Consider the following 16,762-nt stretch of genomic DNA (forward strand, 5'->3'; position numbering starts at 1 on the left):
AACCGACTGGATACCGCGATACCGGAACCGGTAAATACCGAAAAACCGAGATAACGAAACCGGTTTTCAGCCCTCGGAATCCATTACCGTACGACCCTTGCCGAAGAGATGGTCGAACAGCTTCTCCCCGGCCTCCTCCCGGTCGTATACGCCGCTCTCGTACATGTCCAGGATGAAGTCGGTCCTGGCGAACCTCGCCCTCACATCATCGGGAAGCGGCAGCGCGTCCCCGGCGGTCACGCTCATGGTCACGTCGCTGAACCGCACGTCATCCACGCCGGCAGCTTCGACGCCGGCAGGATCCAGGAGCATCACCCACCGGTCGTCGTCACCTTTCGGGTCCGGGCCAGCGATGCGCGCCCACACGCTTCTGTCGTCCATGGTCCGGGCCTCGCCCGACTCGGGTTCGCCGTGATGGCTGAAACTCACCCATCTGGTCACGCCCATGTAACCGGTCTGTTCATCATCCATGGTTCCTCTCCTAGCCGATCTGTCCGAGAATCTGCCTGAACTCGTCGATGGCATAGGCTCCGGTTCCTTCTAGCGGATCGTGTGCGAACACCATGAAGTAGCGGTATGCGCCGCCGGCCGCGTTGGCCCAGATGTTGCCGAGTTCCAGCTTGTCGCGGCTGTCGTCGTTCTTCAGCATCTCGCCCTTGGTTTCGATGGCGAGGATCTTTCCCTGCCTGGTCATCGCCAAGAAGTCGGGATAATGGTTGATGAACCCGTTGATGGAGAACTCCCCGTGTCGTTTTTCCGTGACGCGATGCCACCAGAGGATGCCGTCGGTGTTGGCGAGCATGTCGGCCATGTCGCGTTCCAGGTTGTTCATGCCGTCTTCCTCCGCCTCGTACAGGGAGTTGGGAAGGGAATCGAACGGTTTCCTAAGAGTGAATGATGCCGGCAGCTCATAGCATGGATCAAGATAGACAGTGCCGGTGTCCCTGAGCCTGTTGAATTCGTCTCGTTTGAACTTTGCCGCCTGGCGGTCCACCTCGTCGCTGACGATGCGGGCGTATGCCCCCAGATTGTCGTATGCGTCGTTCAGCTGCTCGTTGTCCATGTCTTCGACGACGTTCCGCAGAAGTCTTCTTAGTTCGCCGTCGCCGTACAGTTTCCGCTCCTGGATTCTCGTCTCGTTGAGCAGACCGTCTCGTATTGTCTTGCGTTTGTTGTCCGTCGCGTCCTTCGCGAACAATGCCCGTGTCATCGCCATCTGGTCCGTGCTCATCCATTTGACGCGCACATGGGAATCACCGTCGACGTCGATTTGTTTCGCATCGCGGATGGCCTGCGGACTGAAATGGATTCCCTGGGTGGGGCACTTGCCCGCATGGAAGTTCTCAAGCAGCGACGCCGAGTCGAGCTCCGCGGCATCTCCGTCATCGAGTTCCGCGAAGAGGTTGCTGCCGGAGGATTGCTGTCTGATCATGAAACGCGGCAGTCTCAACCCCTTGACGCTTTCTTCGACGGCGTTCCTTATCGAATAACGCATGGCGTCTTCCTCCCCCAGTCCCGAGTCCTCCTCGTCGAACGCATGGTCACCGGTTTCCTCGACCTGCTGCTCGAAATCCTCTTCGGCCTTTGTGGATTCGGCGATGATCTGGTCGACACGGCCTGCCGGCTCGTTGATTTCGGTGTCTGTTTCCGGCAGGGATGAGGCCACGTCGGTGAATACCATTCCGTTCAGGTCGTCATGCTCATGGCCGGCATCCGCTTCGGAATCACCATCATGAGTGTCGGCCAGTTCGTCCTGGATGTGCCGGACATCGTTGGATTCCTCTGCCGTTTGGCTTGCCACGACGTCGTTCTTGGAGAATCCCGCGCCGTTCAGACCGGCGACGACCTGGTCTATGGTCTCGTTGAAGTCGGCCGATGACGTGAGCACGTAGGAGACGTTCAACGCGCGCGTCTTCGCCCTGACCGCGTATGGTTGGCGGAGTACACGGCCGACTATCTGCTCGACGTTGGTCTTCGACTGCTTGTTCGCGACGGTTGCCAGGACATAGGCGAACGGGCAGTCCCAGCCCTCGCTCAGCGCCTCCACCGTGATGATGAACCGTATCGGACATTCCTCGGACATGAGATCCACGTCCTTGAGCTCGTCCACGTTGCCGGTGCGTATCGCTATCTGCTCGTCGGGGATGCCGGCGTTGACGATCTTCTCCTTGAGCTTGCGGAAGGTCTCGGCGTCGTCGGCTCCCCGGCGTTCCGCCTGGAACAGGACGATGGGGCGGATGTAGCGTCCCGTCTTCTCCCGTTCCCTGCCGGCGATGAGTTCCAGGCGCCGTTGGAGCAGTATGGCGTCCTCCACCACTTCGCGTTTGCCGTCGCGACGGTAGACGATGACGGGAAGTTTGACCATCTGCTCCTTCTTGAGTTCGAGGGCCGAGACCCTGGCGATCACATTCGATTTGGACGATGGCGTGGCAGTCAATTCGAGAACGAACCGAGGATTGAGATTGCGCAGCATTCCCAAGGACAGATCAGACTTCGCATGGTGGGACTCGTCCACCACGACAATCGGGTTCAGACCGGACAACGCACTGATCAAGGCGGTATCGTCGGCGCCTTCCACATCGACCGCCATGCCGGACGCCTTCTGATAGTTGGTCAGCTGCATGAGGGCGGAGTTCTCCTGATATGCCTTGCGGCCCTCCTTGTTCTTGAACGAGTCGTAGGACAGCACGAAGATGGTCAGCTGGTCGTTCACGGAAGAGACGTCGAGACCGCGGCCGGCAAGTCCCTGTTCCTTGTCGAGCACTTCGACCCTGTGGGAGAAGTCGCGGTCTATGGCGATGCGGAGGTAGTTGGCGGGATCACGCAATTGCCTGATGGTCTGGCGCAGGATCTCCTTGCGCGGCACAAGCCACACCACGGCCCTTGCCTGCACCGGAGGAAGATTGTCATCCAGCACCTTGAGCGTGTTCGCGGCGATGAACGTCTTTCCGCCGCCCGTGGGCACTTTGACGCACACCTTCGGCACTGTCCCGAGGTCCGCGGAATAACTACGGACCTGTCCCTCACCGATATGGAGATCGCGCCGGTTTAGATATTCTTCATAGGCTTCTCGACCATTACCGTTGGCGGAATCGACGAGTCTGGCGTAGTCGCGCACGCAATCCAGGACACGCCTCTGGTATTTCTTAAGCTCCATGATCAAACCCTCGCAATCTGTCGTGGAATCTGCTTGAACACCACGTTCAATTCGTTCAACTTGTCGTCGTCAATCACGCACCGGTCCGCGTATATGACCGTAGGCGTGCCGCGTCTGGGCAGCTGTCTCAGCAGTCCCGGTCCCAACGTGGTCTCTCCGTCGGGCTCATACGCGAGATAGTAGACCGTCTCCCCCAGTACGCCGAGCAGGTAGGGATGTTCGGCGGTCATGTCGACATACGGGGCCTTGGTCTCCGAATACCAGATATACCTGCGGATCTCAGCCTCGGACACGTCAGCGTTGAGACCGCCATCGGCGTCAAACATCACGGAGCCGAGTTCGTAGTAGGAGAAACCGGAATCAATGCCAGGGACGTGTTCTCCCTTGTTAGTGATACCATTCACGACGATTGCGGATCCATCCATTTTCGGCCCCTCGATCTTGCCGTATTTTCCTTTGGGCACGCTTTTGGCGACTTCGATGGCCTCCTTGTAGAAGTCTCCACATTTCTTGAGATTGGCCGCAGTCAGTTTCTTTTCATAAAGGCGCTCCGAATGGCTCTTGTCGACTACGTAACCGCTGATTGTGCGCCGAGCGCGTTCGGCGGTGATATCCGACGCGTAATCACCCATCTCAATAAGAATGAATCGACGATTAGTTGATTTACCGCATTGTCCTGAAGCACAGCTTGCGCGGTCGTGCCAGAACCTCCGAACGCATCCAATACCAATCCGTCCTCGGGACAGACGATTTGCAGAATCCGACGTATCAAACGTGAGGGCTTTGGATTTTGGAACACGGCCCTACCACCGAACATAGCTTTAAGTTCCTTCGCGCCCTCGTCGGTATGACCGACATCATCATAAAGCCACAGATTCGTGGGCAATTTGCCCTCGACGTCGGTCAGGTAAGTCTTTCGACGTATGCCGCCCATACCGTTCTTTGTGAAGAAGTATCTGGGCCAGGGGCCCTGTTCGAGCACCTTCATTGCCCGCGACTTCGATCTGGTCTTATCGTAGGAAAACACTATACCTTTAACGCCTGGGCGAACTTCTTTTTCCGAAATTCCACAGACTTCGGCTCGCTTTGCAGCATCATGCAGGTCCTTGAGCTCGTACTCGCACCACCCGTTCATGGTGCCAAGCATTGTTTCCTGATCGTATCGCCAGCATGCGCCGCTGTACGGGTATATCAAATCACCCGTGAACGGATGTTGGATGGCATATACCATTCCCTGATGCGTGGCTGCGTTCGGTGCGAATCCGTCGCTGCTTGTCCATGGCGCGCGGTCCCCGTCGGGATTGGCGTACTTCGAGTCCATGTCCTGTGATCGTTCCAAGCGTCCCGGCATCCAATCGGGGCTCACGCTGTAGACCATCAAATGTTCAATCTCGGCAGGCATGCCGTGTTTGTCGTTGCGTGGCGAATAGGTGCGCTGCCAGGAGATGTCGCCCTGGAAGCAGTTGGCTCCGAAGATTTCGTCGCACATGAATTTCAGCGCCGCGCACTCGTTGTCATCGATGCTTATAAATATGGCGCCGGTTCTCCTGAGCATCATGCGCATCAGCCGCAACCGCGGATACATCATGCACAGCCACTTGTCATGACGCGAGAAGTCCTCTCCCTCCTTGCCGACGACCTCACCGAACCATTTTCTAATCCGCGGATCGTTCACGTTGTCGTTGTAAATCCAGCCTTCGTTGCCGGTGTTATACGGCGGATCGCACAAGTTGGCACAATGGATACAAGGACAAAGGAGAAATAACGCGAAACCCCTGGGCAGAAATGAACTGCGACCAGGGGTTTCATTGGCTACGTATTCATTGAATACTAGAACCATGATCGAACAATTGCGATCAAGGCAATGAACGAAAGGGGTTTGTTTGTCTGATGAACCAATTACTATTTCACGCGCATAGGTTCTTATTGATTTGCCGAGGAAGGTTCAATAAAATAATCAAACCCTTTTTCCATCAACGATGAAACAGCAGAGTCAGATGCTTCCTTTGCAAGAATAAATTGCTTTCCTTTCTCAATGAGATCAGATACATCTGACCAGTCTTGTGGAACAGGAATCAACATATCACGCACATGACTTGGCTCCAGATGCTGCTGGATAGACCCATACTCGTTCATTAGCATTTGATGCTTAGCGTTCGTTGATAACAGAAATGCGGCGACATAATACCGAATTCGGGCTGAAGGAATTCGCACTCGAATCATGTCGTCAGAAACGATTTGGCCATCCATTAGTTTTGTGACGTATGCTAAGCGCCCAATGGTGCCAGAGCGGGTTAGAAGCAAATCTCCCTCATGCACTGTTACGACGTCAAAATCTTTTAACTGCTTCTTTGACGCCAGAGAAAGATCAATAAGCTTGGCGGAATCCCTCTTGTCCTGAAGCATCGCTCCCGGCACAAAATAACCTACGACGTTTTTGCCATCAGTCGGATCTTCAACAATGACATTCTCGGTCTTCAATCGTGGCCCCTTAAAGATGCTTACGCCGGACTCAATTTGTCCGAGAGTAACCACTGACCACCCGTCAGAGTCTCCAAACTCCTGGATTCGCTCAATAGATTCGTTCAGGTGTGGTGAATAGTATTGAGGGTTGATATTTAGCCTCTCATTAATTTCACTTCTTAGGACCGAATAGCGGTACTGCGAAGGAACAAGTTCTCCCATCTTAAATGCTTGGAAATCTCTGACAATTTCGTCTAAATCATGGTCCAATTTGTCGGTAAGGGTACCGTCATCTGCAACCTTGAATATCGGTTTACCTTCAGAGTCCTGTCCTACTTTTTGCGAAGTTGCTAAGAAGATTGGATAATCAGCTTCTTCAGATTCCAATTCGATCTGGGTCTTCTTGGTTAAGAAAATGATGCAGGTTCTGACGCCTGTGTCCGGCTGAAAAGAGTTCTTATGGAGCGTCACGACACCATCAAGTTTCGCTTTCTCAAACAGCATTTGTCGAGCAACAAGCGATTGAGTTGTGTCTAAGAACGACTTTGGGAGAATGATGCCTAGCCGCCCTCCTTCAGCTAACCAATCCAAACACCTTTCAAAAAAGAGCAATTCAGGACCTTGTTGCTGCATTAATGGGGCCCGACCCCCGGGGGGCCCGACCCCCGGAAAGTAGACACCGTGGGGTGAACAAAAGTAGGTGTAAGCCTATCAGACCTTAAGCGGCTTGGGACTCGAACTCATCGGGAGTTTGGTACCCGCACCAAGTGTGCCGACGGCACGTGTTGTAGCGCACGCACCACCGGAAGACGTCTCTGCGGCAGATCAGTTGATTGGCGAAGGTCTTCGCATCTTTGAGGACCTCCCGCTTTAAAGCTGCGTTGAACGACTCGGCGAGCGAATTATCCGCGCTGGTTCCCACCGCGCCCATCGACTGGGCAACGCCCAAGCGCTTGCATGTTGCCTGGAACTGCGACGAGGTATACACGCTTCCATGATCCGAGTGGAAAATCGCACCATCAAGACCTCCTCGCAGGTGGGAAGCGTTTTCGAGGGCCTCTTCTACCAGTTCGGTACGCATGTGATTTGCGATAGCAAAGCCGACAAGCTTGCGAGAAAAGCAATCAATCACTGTTGCTAAGTACATGTTCGCCCCGTCTGCGATCGGCAGATACGTAATATCGCCAACCAACACACGATTGGCAGCACAGGCTGTGAAATCACGGTTCACCAAGTCTGCGAACACGCGCCGGCCTTTGTCACGCGCAGTGGTCTTGACCCTGCGCTTCTTTTGAAATCCGAACAGGTTCTGGGCCCGCATCAAACGAGCCACTCTCTTGCGATTGATGCGCTTAGCCGGAGGTGTAGTGCCGTTGTCGCGCTTGCGGTCGTTGAGTTCAGCAGTGATGCGACGAGCGCCCCAGACGCCGTTTTCAGCGTCGAAAATTGCCTGGATCTCCGCGGCCACCACAGCGTCATCTACAAGGCGCGCACGGCGCCGTGGAGCCGAGTTCTTCCACTTGTAATACGAAGACCGATTTAGCCCCAGGACTGTGCACATCCGCTTGACCGAGTAGTCGGCGAGATTGTCGTCAACGAACTGGAAGCGGATCACCAGGTCGTCTCTTCCGCAAAATACTTCGCGGCCTTACGCAGAATATCGCGCTCTTCACGAAGCCTTTTGTTTTCGCGTTCTAGCTGGCGGATTCTTTCCGCATCAGCAAGCTTTTCTACGGGTGACGCTGCATCTTCATCCTTGGCGACGTTAGTGCCGAATTGCTTGTACCAGCATCCCAAAGTCGAGCGATTGATTCCGAGTTCTTCTGCGACCTTGCGCATTGAGGTATCCGGGTTCGACTCGAACATCGCGACGGCGTCGCGCTTGAACTGTTCCGTGTAAACCTTGCGGGGCATGGTGGTAGATTACCTTCCTTCCCAACCACACTGGCTGGAATCAGAGGTGTCTACCTAACGGGGGTCAGGTCCGACCACTCCCGGAACCCAGCCATAACCCACCTGACCTCATCAACTCTTTAGCCATCCGATTCTTGGGTGGCTTTCTGCATTTCTAGGAGCCACCCATGTTCTTAAAACCTCTCTGGGTTACTACCCAAGCAATCGTCACCACCGCAGGCGGCATCGCCGGCTATTTGTTTGGAGGCATCGACGGGCTGATCATCGCCCTGGTTGCTTTCGTCACCGCCGACTACCTCACAGGCGTCATGGCCGCCATCAGCGAGAAGCGCCTCTCAAGCGCTATCGGGTTCAAAGGGATCTTCCGCAAGATCATCATCTTCACCCTCGTCGGCCTAGCCAATGTCCTCGACGTGCACGTTCTCGGGGATACCGGGGTGCTGCGGACGGCGACGATCTTTTTCTACATCTCCAACGAAGGCATCAGCCTGCTGGAGAACGCCACCCGCCTCGGCTTGCCGGTGCCTGCGCGGATTCGTGAAGCCCTGGATCTGATCGGCCACAAACACCATCCCACCAACCCCACCCTTGAAGGAGAAAACCAATGAGCCACACCTACACCCTGAATCACCGCCAAGCAGCCTGCTTCACCCCAGGACGAGGCGGCAACCGCATCACCACCATCGTCATCCACCACTGGGATGACCCAGCTAAGAACCCGACCTTTGACGGAACCGTGGGCTGGTTTGTCTCTGGCCGCGGTCGCAACAGCGCCCACTATGTTGTCGAAGCAGGACGCGTCACCCGCCTCGTTGCTGAGAGTGATACCGCATGGCATGCAGGTAACTGGCCGGTCAACCAGACCTCTATTGGCATCGAATGTAACCCTCGAGCTTCTGAAGCTGACAAGCAGACTATTGCTGCGCTGATTCGTGATATTCAGTCTCGTCACGGCAAGCTCCGTATCATCGGCCATAAGGACGCGAGCTCTACCGCTTGTCCCGGACGCTATTACCCGCCAGCAACCGTGCTCGCACCTTACCTGGGTGGCAATAGTGGTGTGCCTGCCGCGCCGAAGCCACCTGCTGCGTCTGCTCCTGGTGGCAGTGTTGATGAGCTCGCCCGAGCAGTACTGGCAGGCCGCTACGGCAACGGTGAGGAACGCAAACGCCGCCTAGGTAGCCGCTACGCAGAAGTACAGCGCCGCGTGAACGAACTCATCGCAGGTAAAGCACCAGCGCCAGCAGCTCCGGACCTTGATGCACTAGCCAACGCGGTGCTTCGCGGTGAATACGGCAATGGCGAGGAGCGTCGCCGGCGCCTTGGGCACCTGTATCAGCCGGTACAGGATCTGGTGAACCGTAAGCTCGGCATCCGCTAAACAGCATCCTTTCTCTCTGGCCCCGCGTCGATCCCCGTAACTGGGGGTTGGTGCGGGGCCATTTTTGCTTTTCTCCGACCACCTTGTCCGGTTTCGGCTTCTCTCGCGGACGGATAGGCGACCACCTAATCGCCAACCCAAGGAGGAGAGAGCAATGGCCCTGACCGAGAAACAACGCGCCACCATCAGCCTGATGCGCAGCCATGGCGTGGCCTATGCGCGGATAGCTCGCCACCTAGAACTGAACGCCAACAGCGTTAAAACCTATTGCCTACGCAACAACATCACCATCAACCCAGAACTAGAGCAGGTTGATGACCCAGAAGGAATCTGGTGCCTGCATTGCTGGCGAGAAATCAGCCTGCGCAAAGGCAGCAAGTTCTGCAGTCAAGAATGCCGCCGCACCTGGTGGAAACACCATCGCACCCTCATCAGCCAAACCATCACCTGCGCCAACTGCGGGCAACACGTCACCGTCGCCAGTAGCAACAAGGCCCCGCGCAAGTACTGCAGTCACCCCTGCTTCATCCAGCATCACTTCGGCACCAAAGGCGGCAAACGATGATTCCAGATCTGAAAGCAGAAATCAGGGTCTACCGCCAGATCGAAGAAATCACCACACTGCTCGAATTGAAGATCATCAGCCCCGTGGTGGCTTTGAGGGCAGTACAACTCATTGACGTTGAGAGTGCTCCGCTGGCAGCACATAAGAGGGCTTGCTTCGTTGACTATCTGGAGGCTTTGAGTGATGTATGGATACAAGAAAAAACCGCCTCTGATTAGGAGAAAAGCATGAAACGAATGGAGCAAATCGCCCCACCACCAACAGCAAAGAAGACCGTGCTGAACGTCGCTGCCTACGCCCGTATCAGCATGGAAACCGAACGCACACCCATCAGCCTCTCCACACAGATCAGTTACTACCAAAAACTCATCACCTCAACCCCAGGCTGGAATTTCGCAGGAGTATTCGCCGACTCCGGCATTTCAGGCACCACCACCAAGCGGCCGCAATTCCAAGAACTACTGACCCTGGCGCGGGCAGGCAAGATCGACATTATCCTCACCAAGTCCATCTCCCGCTTTTCACGCAACACCGTAGACCTGCTGCAAATCGTTCGTGAACTCAAAGACCTGGGAGTGGAGGTGCGGTTCGAAAAGGAAGGCATCTCCTCTATGACCGGTGATGGCGAACTGATGCTGACCCTGCTGGCTTCCTTTGCTCAAGCGGAGTCAGAGCAGCTATCAGCCAACGTGAAATGGCGGGTGGAGAAGCAATTCGAAAAGGGCTTAGCTAACGGCTTTCGTCACTACGGATACACCAACTCACCTGATGGCACCGATGTTGAAATCATCGAACATGAGGCCGCCCTGGTACGCCGCATTTACCGGCTCTACCTTGAACAGGTCTCTTGTGAGCGGATGGAAGAAATCTTTGCAGCCGAAGGGATCCTTGGCCGCAGCGGAGAACCGATTACCTCTGAGGTACTGCGGTCATGGCTCAAAGCAGAAACCTTCACCGGCACCCTGATCTTGGGCAGGCACCACAGCCCCCACTTCGGTGAGCACTCGGTACTGAACAAGGGCGAGAAACCCATGTATCGGGTTGAGGATGCTATCCCGGCCATCATCAGCAAGGAACTGTTCGAAGCGGTCCAGCAGGAGCGTGCCCGCAGGCGTGAACTCGGCGCGCGAGCCAACTGGTCAATCCCAACCACCTGCTTTACCTCAACAGTGAAGTGCGGAATCTGCGGCCGCAGCTTCTCACGGTCAGGCAAATACAACACCGCTCACGAAATTCACTACGTCTGGTCGTGCCGCACTAAACGCGACGGGTACAAACGCTCTGGTGGCAGGCGATGCACGGCGAAAAACATCCCTCAAGCAATCCTCGAAGAGCACCTGGCACCGCACCTAGGGCTCGAAGTCTTTGACCCAGAGGTTTACGAGAGTCTGGTAGAAACCGTGGTGATGCTGCCTGACCAAAAGATCCGCATCAACTTCAAGGACGGTCGCCAGGTTGAACTGGCATGGAAGTCGAACCGACGCGAACGCTCCTGGTCACCTGAACGCCGGGCAGCATGGGGTGAGTTTCAAAGGCAAAAGTGGCAAGACCCCGAGTACCGGGAACGCACCATCGCCTCACGCAAGAAGAAAGCCAAACCACGTAAGCCATTGAGCGATGGAGCAAGGAAGTCGATGCGTGATGCCTGGACTCCTGAGCGTCGCCAAGCTCAAGCGGAGCGAAGCAAGGCCATGTGGGCAGCGCGCACCGAGGAAGAAAGAGCCGAGCATATTCGCAAATGCCAAGAAGGCATCACCGAAGAAGCCAAGCAGCGCAAAAGTGAAAAGCTCAAGGCCGCCTGGACTCCAGAGCGCCGTGCCAGGACCGCTGAAATCGCACGGCAAACCAGAGCTCGTGAAAAGCGCAAGCGTGAAGAAGCAATGAAAGCAGGTGAGATCTAATGGCCCGCAAGGTCACCCAGATCCCAGCAACCCGAGCCCTACACACCGGCACCTCACTGACGGAGACCAAGGCCCGCCGGGTCGCAGGATACGCCCGTGTTTCCACCGATCACGATGACCAGGTCACCTCCTACCATGCGCAGGTGGACTACTACACCCAATACATCACCAACCACGCAGGATGGCAGCTGGTGAAGGTCTACACCGATGAAGGAATCACCGGCACGTCCACCACCAAGCGAGCTGGCTTCCAACAAATGGTCTCTGATGCGCTGGCAGGCAAGATCGACCTGATCATCACCAAGAGCGTGAGCCGCTTTGCTCGTAACACCGTCGACTCGCTAACTACCGTGCGCGCGCTGAAGGAGAAGGGGGTGGAGGTCTATTTCGAGAAAGAAAACATCTGGACTTTTGATGCCAAGGGCGAGCTGCTCATCACCATCATGAGCTCCCTCGCTCAAGAAGAAGCCCGCTCGATCAGTGAAAACGTAACCTGGGGGCACCGCAAACGCTTCGCAGACGGCAAAGTCACCGTGCCTTTCTCACGGTTCCTCGGATACGACAAGGGCGAGGACGGCAACCTGGTCGTCAACCCTGAGCAGGCTGCTTTAGTGCGCCGCATCTACGACATGTTCCTTGACGGCATGTCCATCGGATCAATCGCACGAACCCTGACAAACGAGCCTGACACCTTTACGGCCGCAGGCACCAAGCGGTGGAGCATCACCACGCTGCGCAGCATCCTCAGCAATGAGAAGTACAAGGGCGATGCACTCTTGCAGAAAAGCTACACGGCCGACTTTCTATCCAAGCGGCAGGTAGCCAACCAGGGTGAGGTGCCACAGTATTACGTCACCGGTAACCACGAGGCGATTATCAGCCCGGCCGTGTGGGACTTCGTTCAATCAGAGCTTGCCAAGACGGCTAAGTTTAGGCGAACCCAGCACCGCACCCGGCCCTTCTCATCAACCCTGGTGTGCGAGGAGTGCGGTCATTTCTTCGGGTCGAAAACCTGGCACGCGGGCAGCAAGTACGAGAAAGTGATCTGGCGTTGCAGTCAGAAGTACGAGGCTCAAACCAGGTGCGCTACCGGGCACGTGGACAATGACCGGTTGGAGCAGATGCTGGTGGAAGCGGTTCGCCAGAACTTGCAGTCCCGTAAGAAGCTCGAGTCTGAGCAGGTGTTGCTGCGGGCGGTGGATACCAGTGAGCTGGAACTTGAGGCGGCAGGGTTGGTGGCGCAGATTGACCAGGCGGCAGCTAAGCTCAACGAGCTGATTGCACGCAATGCTCGGGTTGCGCAGGATCAGGACGAGTATGAGCGGCAGTTCAATAAGGCCCACAAGTTGCATCAGGATCTGCTGGTGCAGCATGGTGAGGTGCTTGCCCAGATCCAGGATATGAACAACCAGTTGGCGGCTTTCCGTTATTACCAAGGGCAGATGGGCAGCCTTCAGGTCGGGGGGTTGAAGTTCAGCCCTTACCTTTGCGTGACGGTTCTGGACTCGGCATCCGTGAGCGCGGACGGGATCGTGACTTTCAAATTCAGGGACGGCAGCACTCAGGCGGTTGCCATCAAGTGATAGCGGCCACCCTGACTTGTTTCGCTGGGCGCAAATAGTAGGTGCTGATCAGAACCGGATCCCTTGACGTGATCTAATCTGGATGCATGACTTTTTCTGCAACCGTTGTGAGGGTGCTTGTAGCATCTCCATCCGATGTCCCTGAAGCTCGTGACGCAGTAGAAAGCGCTCTAAACTCGTGGAATCTTCGGTATGCGGCAAAGCGACAGATTGTCGTGCTTCCTTGGCGTTGGGAAAGCAGCTCAGTTCCTTTGCTTGGAAAGCATCCGCAAGCGTTAATCAATGAGCAAGGCGTTGACGACGCCGATATCATCATCGCGATTTTCGGAAGTCATTTAGGCTCACCAACACCCGATGCTGTCTCTGGGACAGTTGAGGAAATAGAGCGATCCCTGGCAAATGGAAAACCTGTTCACCCATACTTTTCAACTGCGTCTTTGCCGCATGACGTAGACATTGAACAGCTTCAAGGGTTGCGCCAATTCAAGGAGGAACTGCAAAAGAAGGGACTTCTCGGCGAATTTGATGATGTTCGTCAGCTCGAAAACCAGATTTGGGCGGCAGTAGAGCATGACATTGAAAAACTCGAAATTTCAGGGCAGCTAACCCCAAACATGCAAAAGGGAATTCGTTTCAAGGTTGATTCGAAGCAAGAACGCATTCAAAAATCCGTTGATGCAAAAGGCCGCATTAAACATGATGTGAAGCATTGGATTGAGGTTACAAATGTTGGTGATGAAGCTGCTGAATCGGTGACGTTTGAAGGGCGCGCCGAGGAAGGGTTGCTTCGGCTCATTACTGATGAGACTCGACCGATAAGGCTTGACCCTGGCTCTACATGGAAGATTCCGTTCGCAATTGCAATGGGTACGGCAGGTCTTACGCTAAAGATCCGTTGGTCTGAAGACGGGGAAGAACAAGAAAAAGAATTTGACTTTCAGTAGGTCGCGGGTTGCTTACACCTAGTTCCGGTTCAATTCTTACTTATCGAGAAGTCTGAGATTGCTATCTGGGCTTCGTTATTTGCGTTGACCTGCGGTTTCTCAGGGTGAACCAATCAGGCGGCTAAATCGTAGTTGGCGCGCGTTTGTATCCGTTGTGGCATGAAAGTTTCGATATAGATGCAATCCACCTTGCCTTCGTATTCGGGCAGCAGGGCCTTGAGCGCTTCAAGATTGTCCCCATGGATGACCATGTTGCCGCAGTCGGAGCCATGAGAATCCATGACGCTTTTTTCGGGAACGTGTTCGAGTACACGGTACGGCACTTGACGGTGGTATGCGACCACCTTGTTCTTTCCCATCCACTCCAAAGTCGGCATGACCCGTTCTCCTCGCTACATCAAATCGATATATCCAAAGTATAGGCTTTTGGTCTAATGGCTCATATGGCGCCCAGGACCTTCGCGATCAATCCCGGCACTCTTGCCATCCCCGTCTTGCCGAGCAAGATTCTTCCGCAGCGTGTCGCCGAATCTGTCCAGCAGATCCGTTTTGCTGCGAATGGCGTCCGGCTTCCGACGCAATCCCTCGACCAGATCGATGAACGCGTGTTCCTCCTGTTCCACGCAGTCGAGGAACACAGAACAGAACGCCACGGGATCGCCGTCCACCTGCCAGGTCTCCAGACTGCGGGCATAGTCGCGCTTGGCGTCATACTTGATCGCCACGGGACGATAGCCGTGCTTCAGCAGCATGAAATTAAGCAGCTGGCGGCCGGTCCGCCCGTTGCCGTCCATGAACGGGTGGATGTTCTCGAACATCGCATGGAAGCCGGCGGCCCTGAGCAGCGGATGAGCGCCGCTCGCGTCCAGCCCGTCGATCAGGGCCCGCAGGTCGTCGCGGATCTCCAGCGGGTCGGCGGTCTTGACGCGGGTCGCGGTGATCCTCGCCAGATAACCGTAGGGGCGGAACGTGCCGCGGGCGAACGGCTGGAGGTCCAGCGCCGTCACCTCATGGACGCGCCGGACCAGTTCCTCATCCAGTCTCCTCCCCTCCCGGGCGTATTCGCGTACGTAGGCCATGCCGTCCGCGACGCCGCGCGCGGCGAACACGTACCGTGCCGGCGAATCCGACGGGACGAACTCGCCCTCCAAAACCAGGGACGTGTCCTCCAGGGTCAGCGTGGATCCCTCTATGGCGTTTGAATTGTAGGTGTAGCGCACCAGCCAGTCGCGGTCGTAATCCGCCAGCGCCATGTCCTCGACGCCGTCCAGGGGGTCCAGTGCGCGGGCACGGTCCTTCAGCGCGTCGATTCGTCGCAGGCGTTCGACGATTCCCGGCTCGCGTTCAAGGCCGAGCAGTTCCTCGGGCAGTTCCTGTATGCGCTGCGATAGCTCGGGATTGGCCATCATGTCCCTCTTTTCGTGTTCCGGTTGCAAAGTCCATTATTCCAGCCGCGGTTCGTTCCGTCCTGCGGTCTGCATGTCATAGGGAGGCGCGCCGGCCGTCCCGGGTCGATTCGAACGCCGCGGCCACTTCTTCCGATACCGGCATGCGCATCGTCACCCTGCCGGTTTCCTGCGCGGCGGCACGTTTCATGGCTCGGCGTTCGGCTCTGGTGGGCCGTTCGAGAATCCACTCGGCGAACGCGCGGATAAGGATGGACGCGACGATCACGCCGATGGATCCCCAGAAGCACGGGACGAAGTCCGGCTTGGAGTGGTCGTACCAGAACCAGACAATCAACGCGAGGATCAACGCCAGGCCGGCGGACAGGGCGGCGAGCTTGTGGAACACGAGGGCGAGCGTGCGGATGGGATGCGTGACCAGTCCCACCGCCAGCGCGACGACGACGAGCAGTGCGACGAAGCCGGCGGCGATGACGGCGACGCCCAGGTATATCGCGAGCATGTAGAGTCCGAACATGATCGGCCTTCCTTCCCTCTCCTATTCCGTTTCTTCGGGCAGATAGGTGTAGTCGACGGCGACGCCCTCCGCCTCAAGCAGCACGGCTGCCTCGCGCACGGCGGCGGCGCGGCGCTTCACGGATTCCTCGGCCCGGACCCAGTCGGGCAGCCCCTCGGGCAGGTCGGAGACGCGGGAGAACGAGAGCACGGCCCGCTCATCTCCCCTGTGCCGTTCCACGATGGCCACGACGGCGCGCCTGTGCTCGGCGAGATAGTGTTCGAGCATCTCCCGCATTCTCCCCGATGGTTGGATCCGGTATTTCTCCGACTCGTATTTCTTGACCATGTCCACGGTGAGGTTCGCAAGCACGGCCGCGTCGTGCTGGGTCATGCCGATGCGTTCGCGCGTCGCGCGCATCCACGCCTTGGCCTCGCTCCAATCCTCTTTTGCCATGGCCCCTCCTGGATATAAGAAAGCCGGATCCGCCTGCGCGAACCGTGATTATACTTTTAGTATAATCACGGTTTTCTACAGGGCGGACCCGGCGTTTCCCGGGACACGGCCGTGGCCGCGCCCCGGTTTCGTCACTCGGTCGGTATCGATGGATTATCGTCGGCCGTGGCCTTGCGCTGCTGGTCGAGCATCTGCTGCTGGATCAGGACGCTGTTGGTCTGGGCCGTGTACTGCTTCTGGGCCATGTCCATGCTTTCCTGGTGGCGTTGTCCCTCGACGTCGGCGAAGACAAGCCGCTGGATGTTCTGCGCGAGCTGCATGAGCTTGTCCTTTTCGAGGATGGACACCTTGACGCTGTTCCTGCCGCCGGCCTGGTTGACGAAGTCGAGCTGCGCGCTCATCGCGTTCGCCAGGTTCGCGGCCGCGAGCAGGAGGAACAGGATCCCCACAAGCGCGCTGCTCGAAAGGAACGAGAGTCCGGCGACGAGGAAGACGG

The 16,762-nt window shown here is 56.5% G+C and carries 18 protein-coding genes; 7 read left to right on the plus strand and 11 right to left on the minus strand.

Features of this window, described 5'->3' with window-relative positions:
- Window positions 1-66: 66 nt before the first annotated feature.
- The 6 genes from BBKW_RS06350 to BBKW_RS06370 form a co-directional block, all read right to left on the minus strand.
- Window positions 67-471, minus strand: coding sequence for a hypothetical protein (locus BBKW_RS06350; RefSeq protein ID WP_226596877.1), 405 nt, complete (start codon window positions 469-471; stop codon window positions 67-69).
- Between the two features lie 10 nt (window positions 472-481).
- The gene (locus tag BBKW_RS06355) at window positions 482-3,157 is read right to left on the minus strand and encodes a DEAD/DEAH box helicase (protein WP_033500981.1); all 2,676 of its coding nucleotides are present in this window, start codon (window positions 3,155-3,157) and stop codon (window positions 482-484) included.
- Window positions 3,158-3,159: 2 nt separating this feature from the next.
- Window positions 3,160-3,789: a hypothetical protein gene (locus tag BBKW_RS09890; RefSeq protein ID WP_052118769.1), complete on the minus strand. Its 630-nt coding sequence runs from the start codon at window positions 3,787-3,789 to the stop codon at window positions 3,160-3,162.
- The gene (locus BBKW_RS06360; protein ID WP_080988827.1) at window positions 3,726-4,997 is read right to left on the minus strand and encodes a site-specific DNA-methyltransferase; all 1,272 of its coding nucleotides are present in this window, start codon (window positions 4,995-4,997) and stop codon (window positions 3,726-3,728) included. The genes BBKW_RS09890 and BBKW_RS06360 overlap by 64 nt, the downstream gene beginning before the upstream one ends.
- Window positions 4,998-5,080: 83 nt before the next feature.
- The gene (locus BBKW_RS06365; RefSeq protein WP_034255091.1) at window positions 5,081-6,253 is read right to left on the minus strand and encodes an N-6 DNA methylase; all 1,173 of its coding nucleotides are present in this window, start codon (window positions 6,251-6,253) and stop codon (window positions 5,081-5,083) included.
- Window positions 6,254-6,338: 85 nt separating this feature from the next.
- Window positions 6,339-7,534, minus strand: a protein-coding gene (locus tag BBKW_RS06370) for an IS3 family transposase (RefSeq protein ID WP_226557223.1) whose coding sequence is annotated in 2 segments (ribosomal slippage) — window positions 6,339-7,252 and window positions 7,252-7,534 — 1,197 coding nt in all. Because the reading frame shifts where the segments join, the coding sequence is not laid out codon by codon here.
- A 167-nt stretch (window positions 7,535-7,701) separates the two neighbouring features.
- On the opposite strand from BBKW_RS06370, the gene BBKW_RS06380 reads away from it, so the two are divergent.
- The 7 genes from BBKW_RS06380 (at window position 7,702) to BBKW_RS06410 (ending at window position 13,908) form a co-directional block, all read left to right on the plus strand.
- Window positions 7,702-8,142 (plus strand): phage holin family protein, encoded by a 441-nt coding sequence (locus BBKW_RS06380; protein WP_033500979.1) that lies wholly within the window; start codon window positions 7,702-7,704, stop codon window positions 8,140-8,142.
- Entirely contained in the window at window positions 8,139-8,915 is a 777-nt protein-coding gene (locus tag BBKW_RS06385; protein ID WP_048349524.1) for an N-acetylmuramoyl-L-alanine amidase, read from the plus strand. The genes BBKW_RS06380 and BBKW_RS06385 overlap by 4 nt, the downstream gene beginning before the upstream one ends.
- Window positions 8,916-9,069: 154 nt before the next feature.
- A complete protein-coding gene (locus BBKW_RS09895) occupies window positions 9,070-9,480 on the plus strand; it encodes an RNA polymerase sigma factor (RefSeq protein WP_051920317.1) in 411 nt (136 codons plus the stop codon).
- Window positions 9,477-9,698 carry a hypothetical protein gene (locus tag BBKW_RS06395; RefSeq protein WP_033500978.1) on the plus strand — a complete coding sequence of 74 codons (222 nt, stop codon included), beginning with the start codon at window positions 9,477-9,479 and terminating at the stop codon, window positions 9,696-9,698. Before BBKW_RS09895 ends, BBKW_RS06395 begins: the two co-directional genes overlap by 4 nt.
- Window positions 9,699-9,707: 9 nt before the next feature.
- A complete protein-coding gene (locus tag BBKW_RS06400; protein ID WP_048349525.1) occupies window positions 9,708-11,381 on the plus strand; it encodes a recombinase family protein in 1,674 nt (557 codons plus the stop codon).
- Window positions 11,381-12,964, plus strand: coding sequence for a recombinase family protein (locus BBKW_RS06405; RefSeq protein WP_033500977.1), 1,584 nt, complete (start codon window positions 11,381-11,383; stop codon window positions 12,962-12,964). Before BBKW_RS06400 ends, BBKW_RS06405 begins: the two co-directional genes overlap by 1 nt.
- Before the next feature lie 86 nt (window positions 12,965-13,050).
- Window positions 13,051-13,908: a hypothetical protein gene (locus BBKW_RS06410; RefSeq protein ID WP_033500976.1), complete on the plus strand. Its 858-nt coding sequence runs from the start codon at window positions 13,051-13,053 to the stop codon at window positions 13,906-13,908.
- A gap of 113 nt (window positions 13,909-14,021) precedes the next feature.
- Here BBKW_RS06410 and BBKW_RS06415 read toward each other — a convergent pair whose 3' ends face one another.
- The 5 genes from BBKW_RS06415 to BBKW_RS06435 form a co-directional block, all read right to left on the minus strand.
- Complete coding sequence (locus tag BBKW_RS06415) at window positions 14,022-14,285, minus strand: hypothetical protein (protein WP_197540645.1); 264 nt, start codon at window positions 14,283-14,285, stop codon at window positions 14,022-14,024.
- A gap of 54 nt (window positions 14,286-14,339) precedes the next feature.
- A complete protein-coding gene (locus BBKW_RS06420) occupies window positions 14,340-15,314 on the minus strand; it encodes a Fic family protein (protein WP_016462832.1) in 975 nt (324 codons plus the stop codon).
- A 76-nt stretch (window positions 15,315-15,390) separates the two neighbouring features.
- Complete coding sequence (locus BBKW_RS06425; protein WP_033500975.1) at window positions 15,391-15,831, minus strand: hypothetical protein; 441 nt, start codon at window positions 15,829-15,831, stop codon at window positions 15,391-15,393.
- Between the two features lie 21 nt (window positions 15,832-15,852).
- Window positions 15,853-16,266: a helix-turn-helix domain-containing protein gene (locus BBKW_RS06430; RefSeq protein ID WP_033500974.1), complete on the minus strand. Its 414-nt coding sequence runs from the start codon at window positions 16,264-16,266 to the stop codon at window positions 15,853-15,855.
- 131 nt (window positions 16,267-16,397) lie between these two features.
- Window positions 16,398-16,715: a hypothetical protein gene (locus BBKW_RS06435; protein ID WP_225089992.1), complete on the minus strand. Its 318-nt coding sequence runs from the start codon at window positions 16,713-16,715 to the stop codon at window positions 16,398-16,400.
- Window positions 16,716-16,762: the final 47 nt, after the last annotated feature.

It is taken from the genome of Bifidobacterium catenulatum subsp. kashiwanohense JCM 15439 = DSM 21854, assembly GCF_001042615.1.
Lineage (GTDB): Bacteria > Actinomycetota > Actinomycetes > Actinomycetales > Bifidobacteriaceae > Bifidobacterium > Bifidobacterium catenulatum.

Coding starts and splice junctions, on each gene's coding strand:
- BBKW_RS06350 (WP_226596877.1), bottom strand. CDS start 471: ATGGATGATGAACAGACCGGTTACATGGGCGTGACCAGATGGGTGAGT.
- BBKW_RS06355 (WP_033500981.1), bottom strand. CDS start 3,157: ATGGAGCTTAAGAAATACCAGAGGCGTGTCCTGGATTGCGTGCGCGAC.
- BBKW_RS09890 (WP_052118769.1), bottom strand. CDS start 3,789: ATGGGTGATTACGCGTCGGATATCACCGCCGAACGCGCTCGGCGCACA.
- BBKW_RS06360 (WP_080988827.1), bottom strand. CDS start 4,997: ATGGTTCTAGTATTCAATGAATACGTAGCCAATGAAACCCCTGGTCGC.
- BBKW_RS06365 (WP_034255091.1), bottom strand. CDS start 6,253: ATGCAGCAACAAGGTCCTGAATTGCTCTTTTTTGAAAGGTGTTTGGAT.
- BBKW_RS06380 (WP_033500979.1), top strand. CDS start 7,702: ATGTTCTTAAAACCTCTCTGGGTTACTACCCAAGCAATCGTCACCACC.
- BBKW_RS06385 (WP_048349524.1), top strand. CDS start 8,139: ATGAGCCACACCTACACCCTGAATCACCGCCAAGCAGCCTGCTTCACC.
- BBKW_RS09895 (WP_051920317.1), top strand. CDS start 9,070: ATGGCCCTGACCGAGAAACAACGCGCCACCATCAGCCTGATGCGCAGC.
- BBKW_RS06395 (WP_033500978.1), top strand. CDS start 9,477: ATGATTCCAGATCTGAAAGCAGAAATCAGGGTCTACCGCCAGATCGAA.
- BBKW_RS06400 (WP_048349525.1), top strand. CDS start 9,708: ATGAAACGAATGGAGCAAATCGCCCCACCACCAACAGCAAAGAAGACC.
- BBKW_RS06405 (WP_033500977.1), top strand. CDS start 11,381: ATGGCCCGCAAGGTCACCCAGATCCCAGCAACCCGAGCCCTACACACC.
- BBKW_RS06410 (WP_033500976.1), top strand. CDS start 13,051: ATGACTTTTTCTGCAACCGTTGTGAGGGTGCTTGTAGCATCTCCATCC.
- BBKW_RS06415 (WP_197540645.1), bottom strand. CDS start 14,285: ATGCCGACTTTGGAGTGGATGGGAAAGAACAAGGTGGTCGCATACCAC.
- BBKW_RS06420 (WP_016462832.1), bottom strand. CDS start 15,314: ATGGCCAATCCCGAGCTATCGCAGCGCATACAGGAACTGCCCGAGGAA.
- BBKW_RS06425 (WP_033500975.1), bottom strand. CDS start 15,831: ATGTTCGGACTCTACATGCTCGCGATATACCTGGGCGTCGCCGTCATC.
- BBKW_RS06430 (WP_033500974.1), bottom strand. CDS start 16,266: ATGGCAAAAGAGGATTGGAGCGAGGCCAAGGCGTGGATGCGCGCGACG.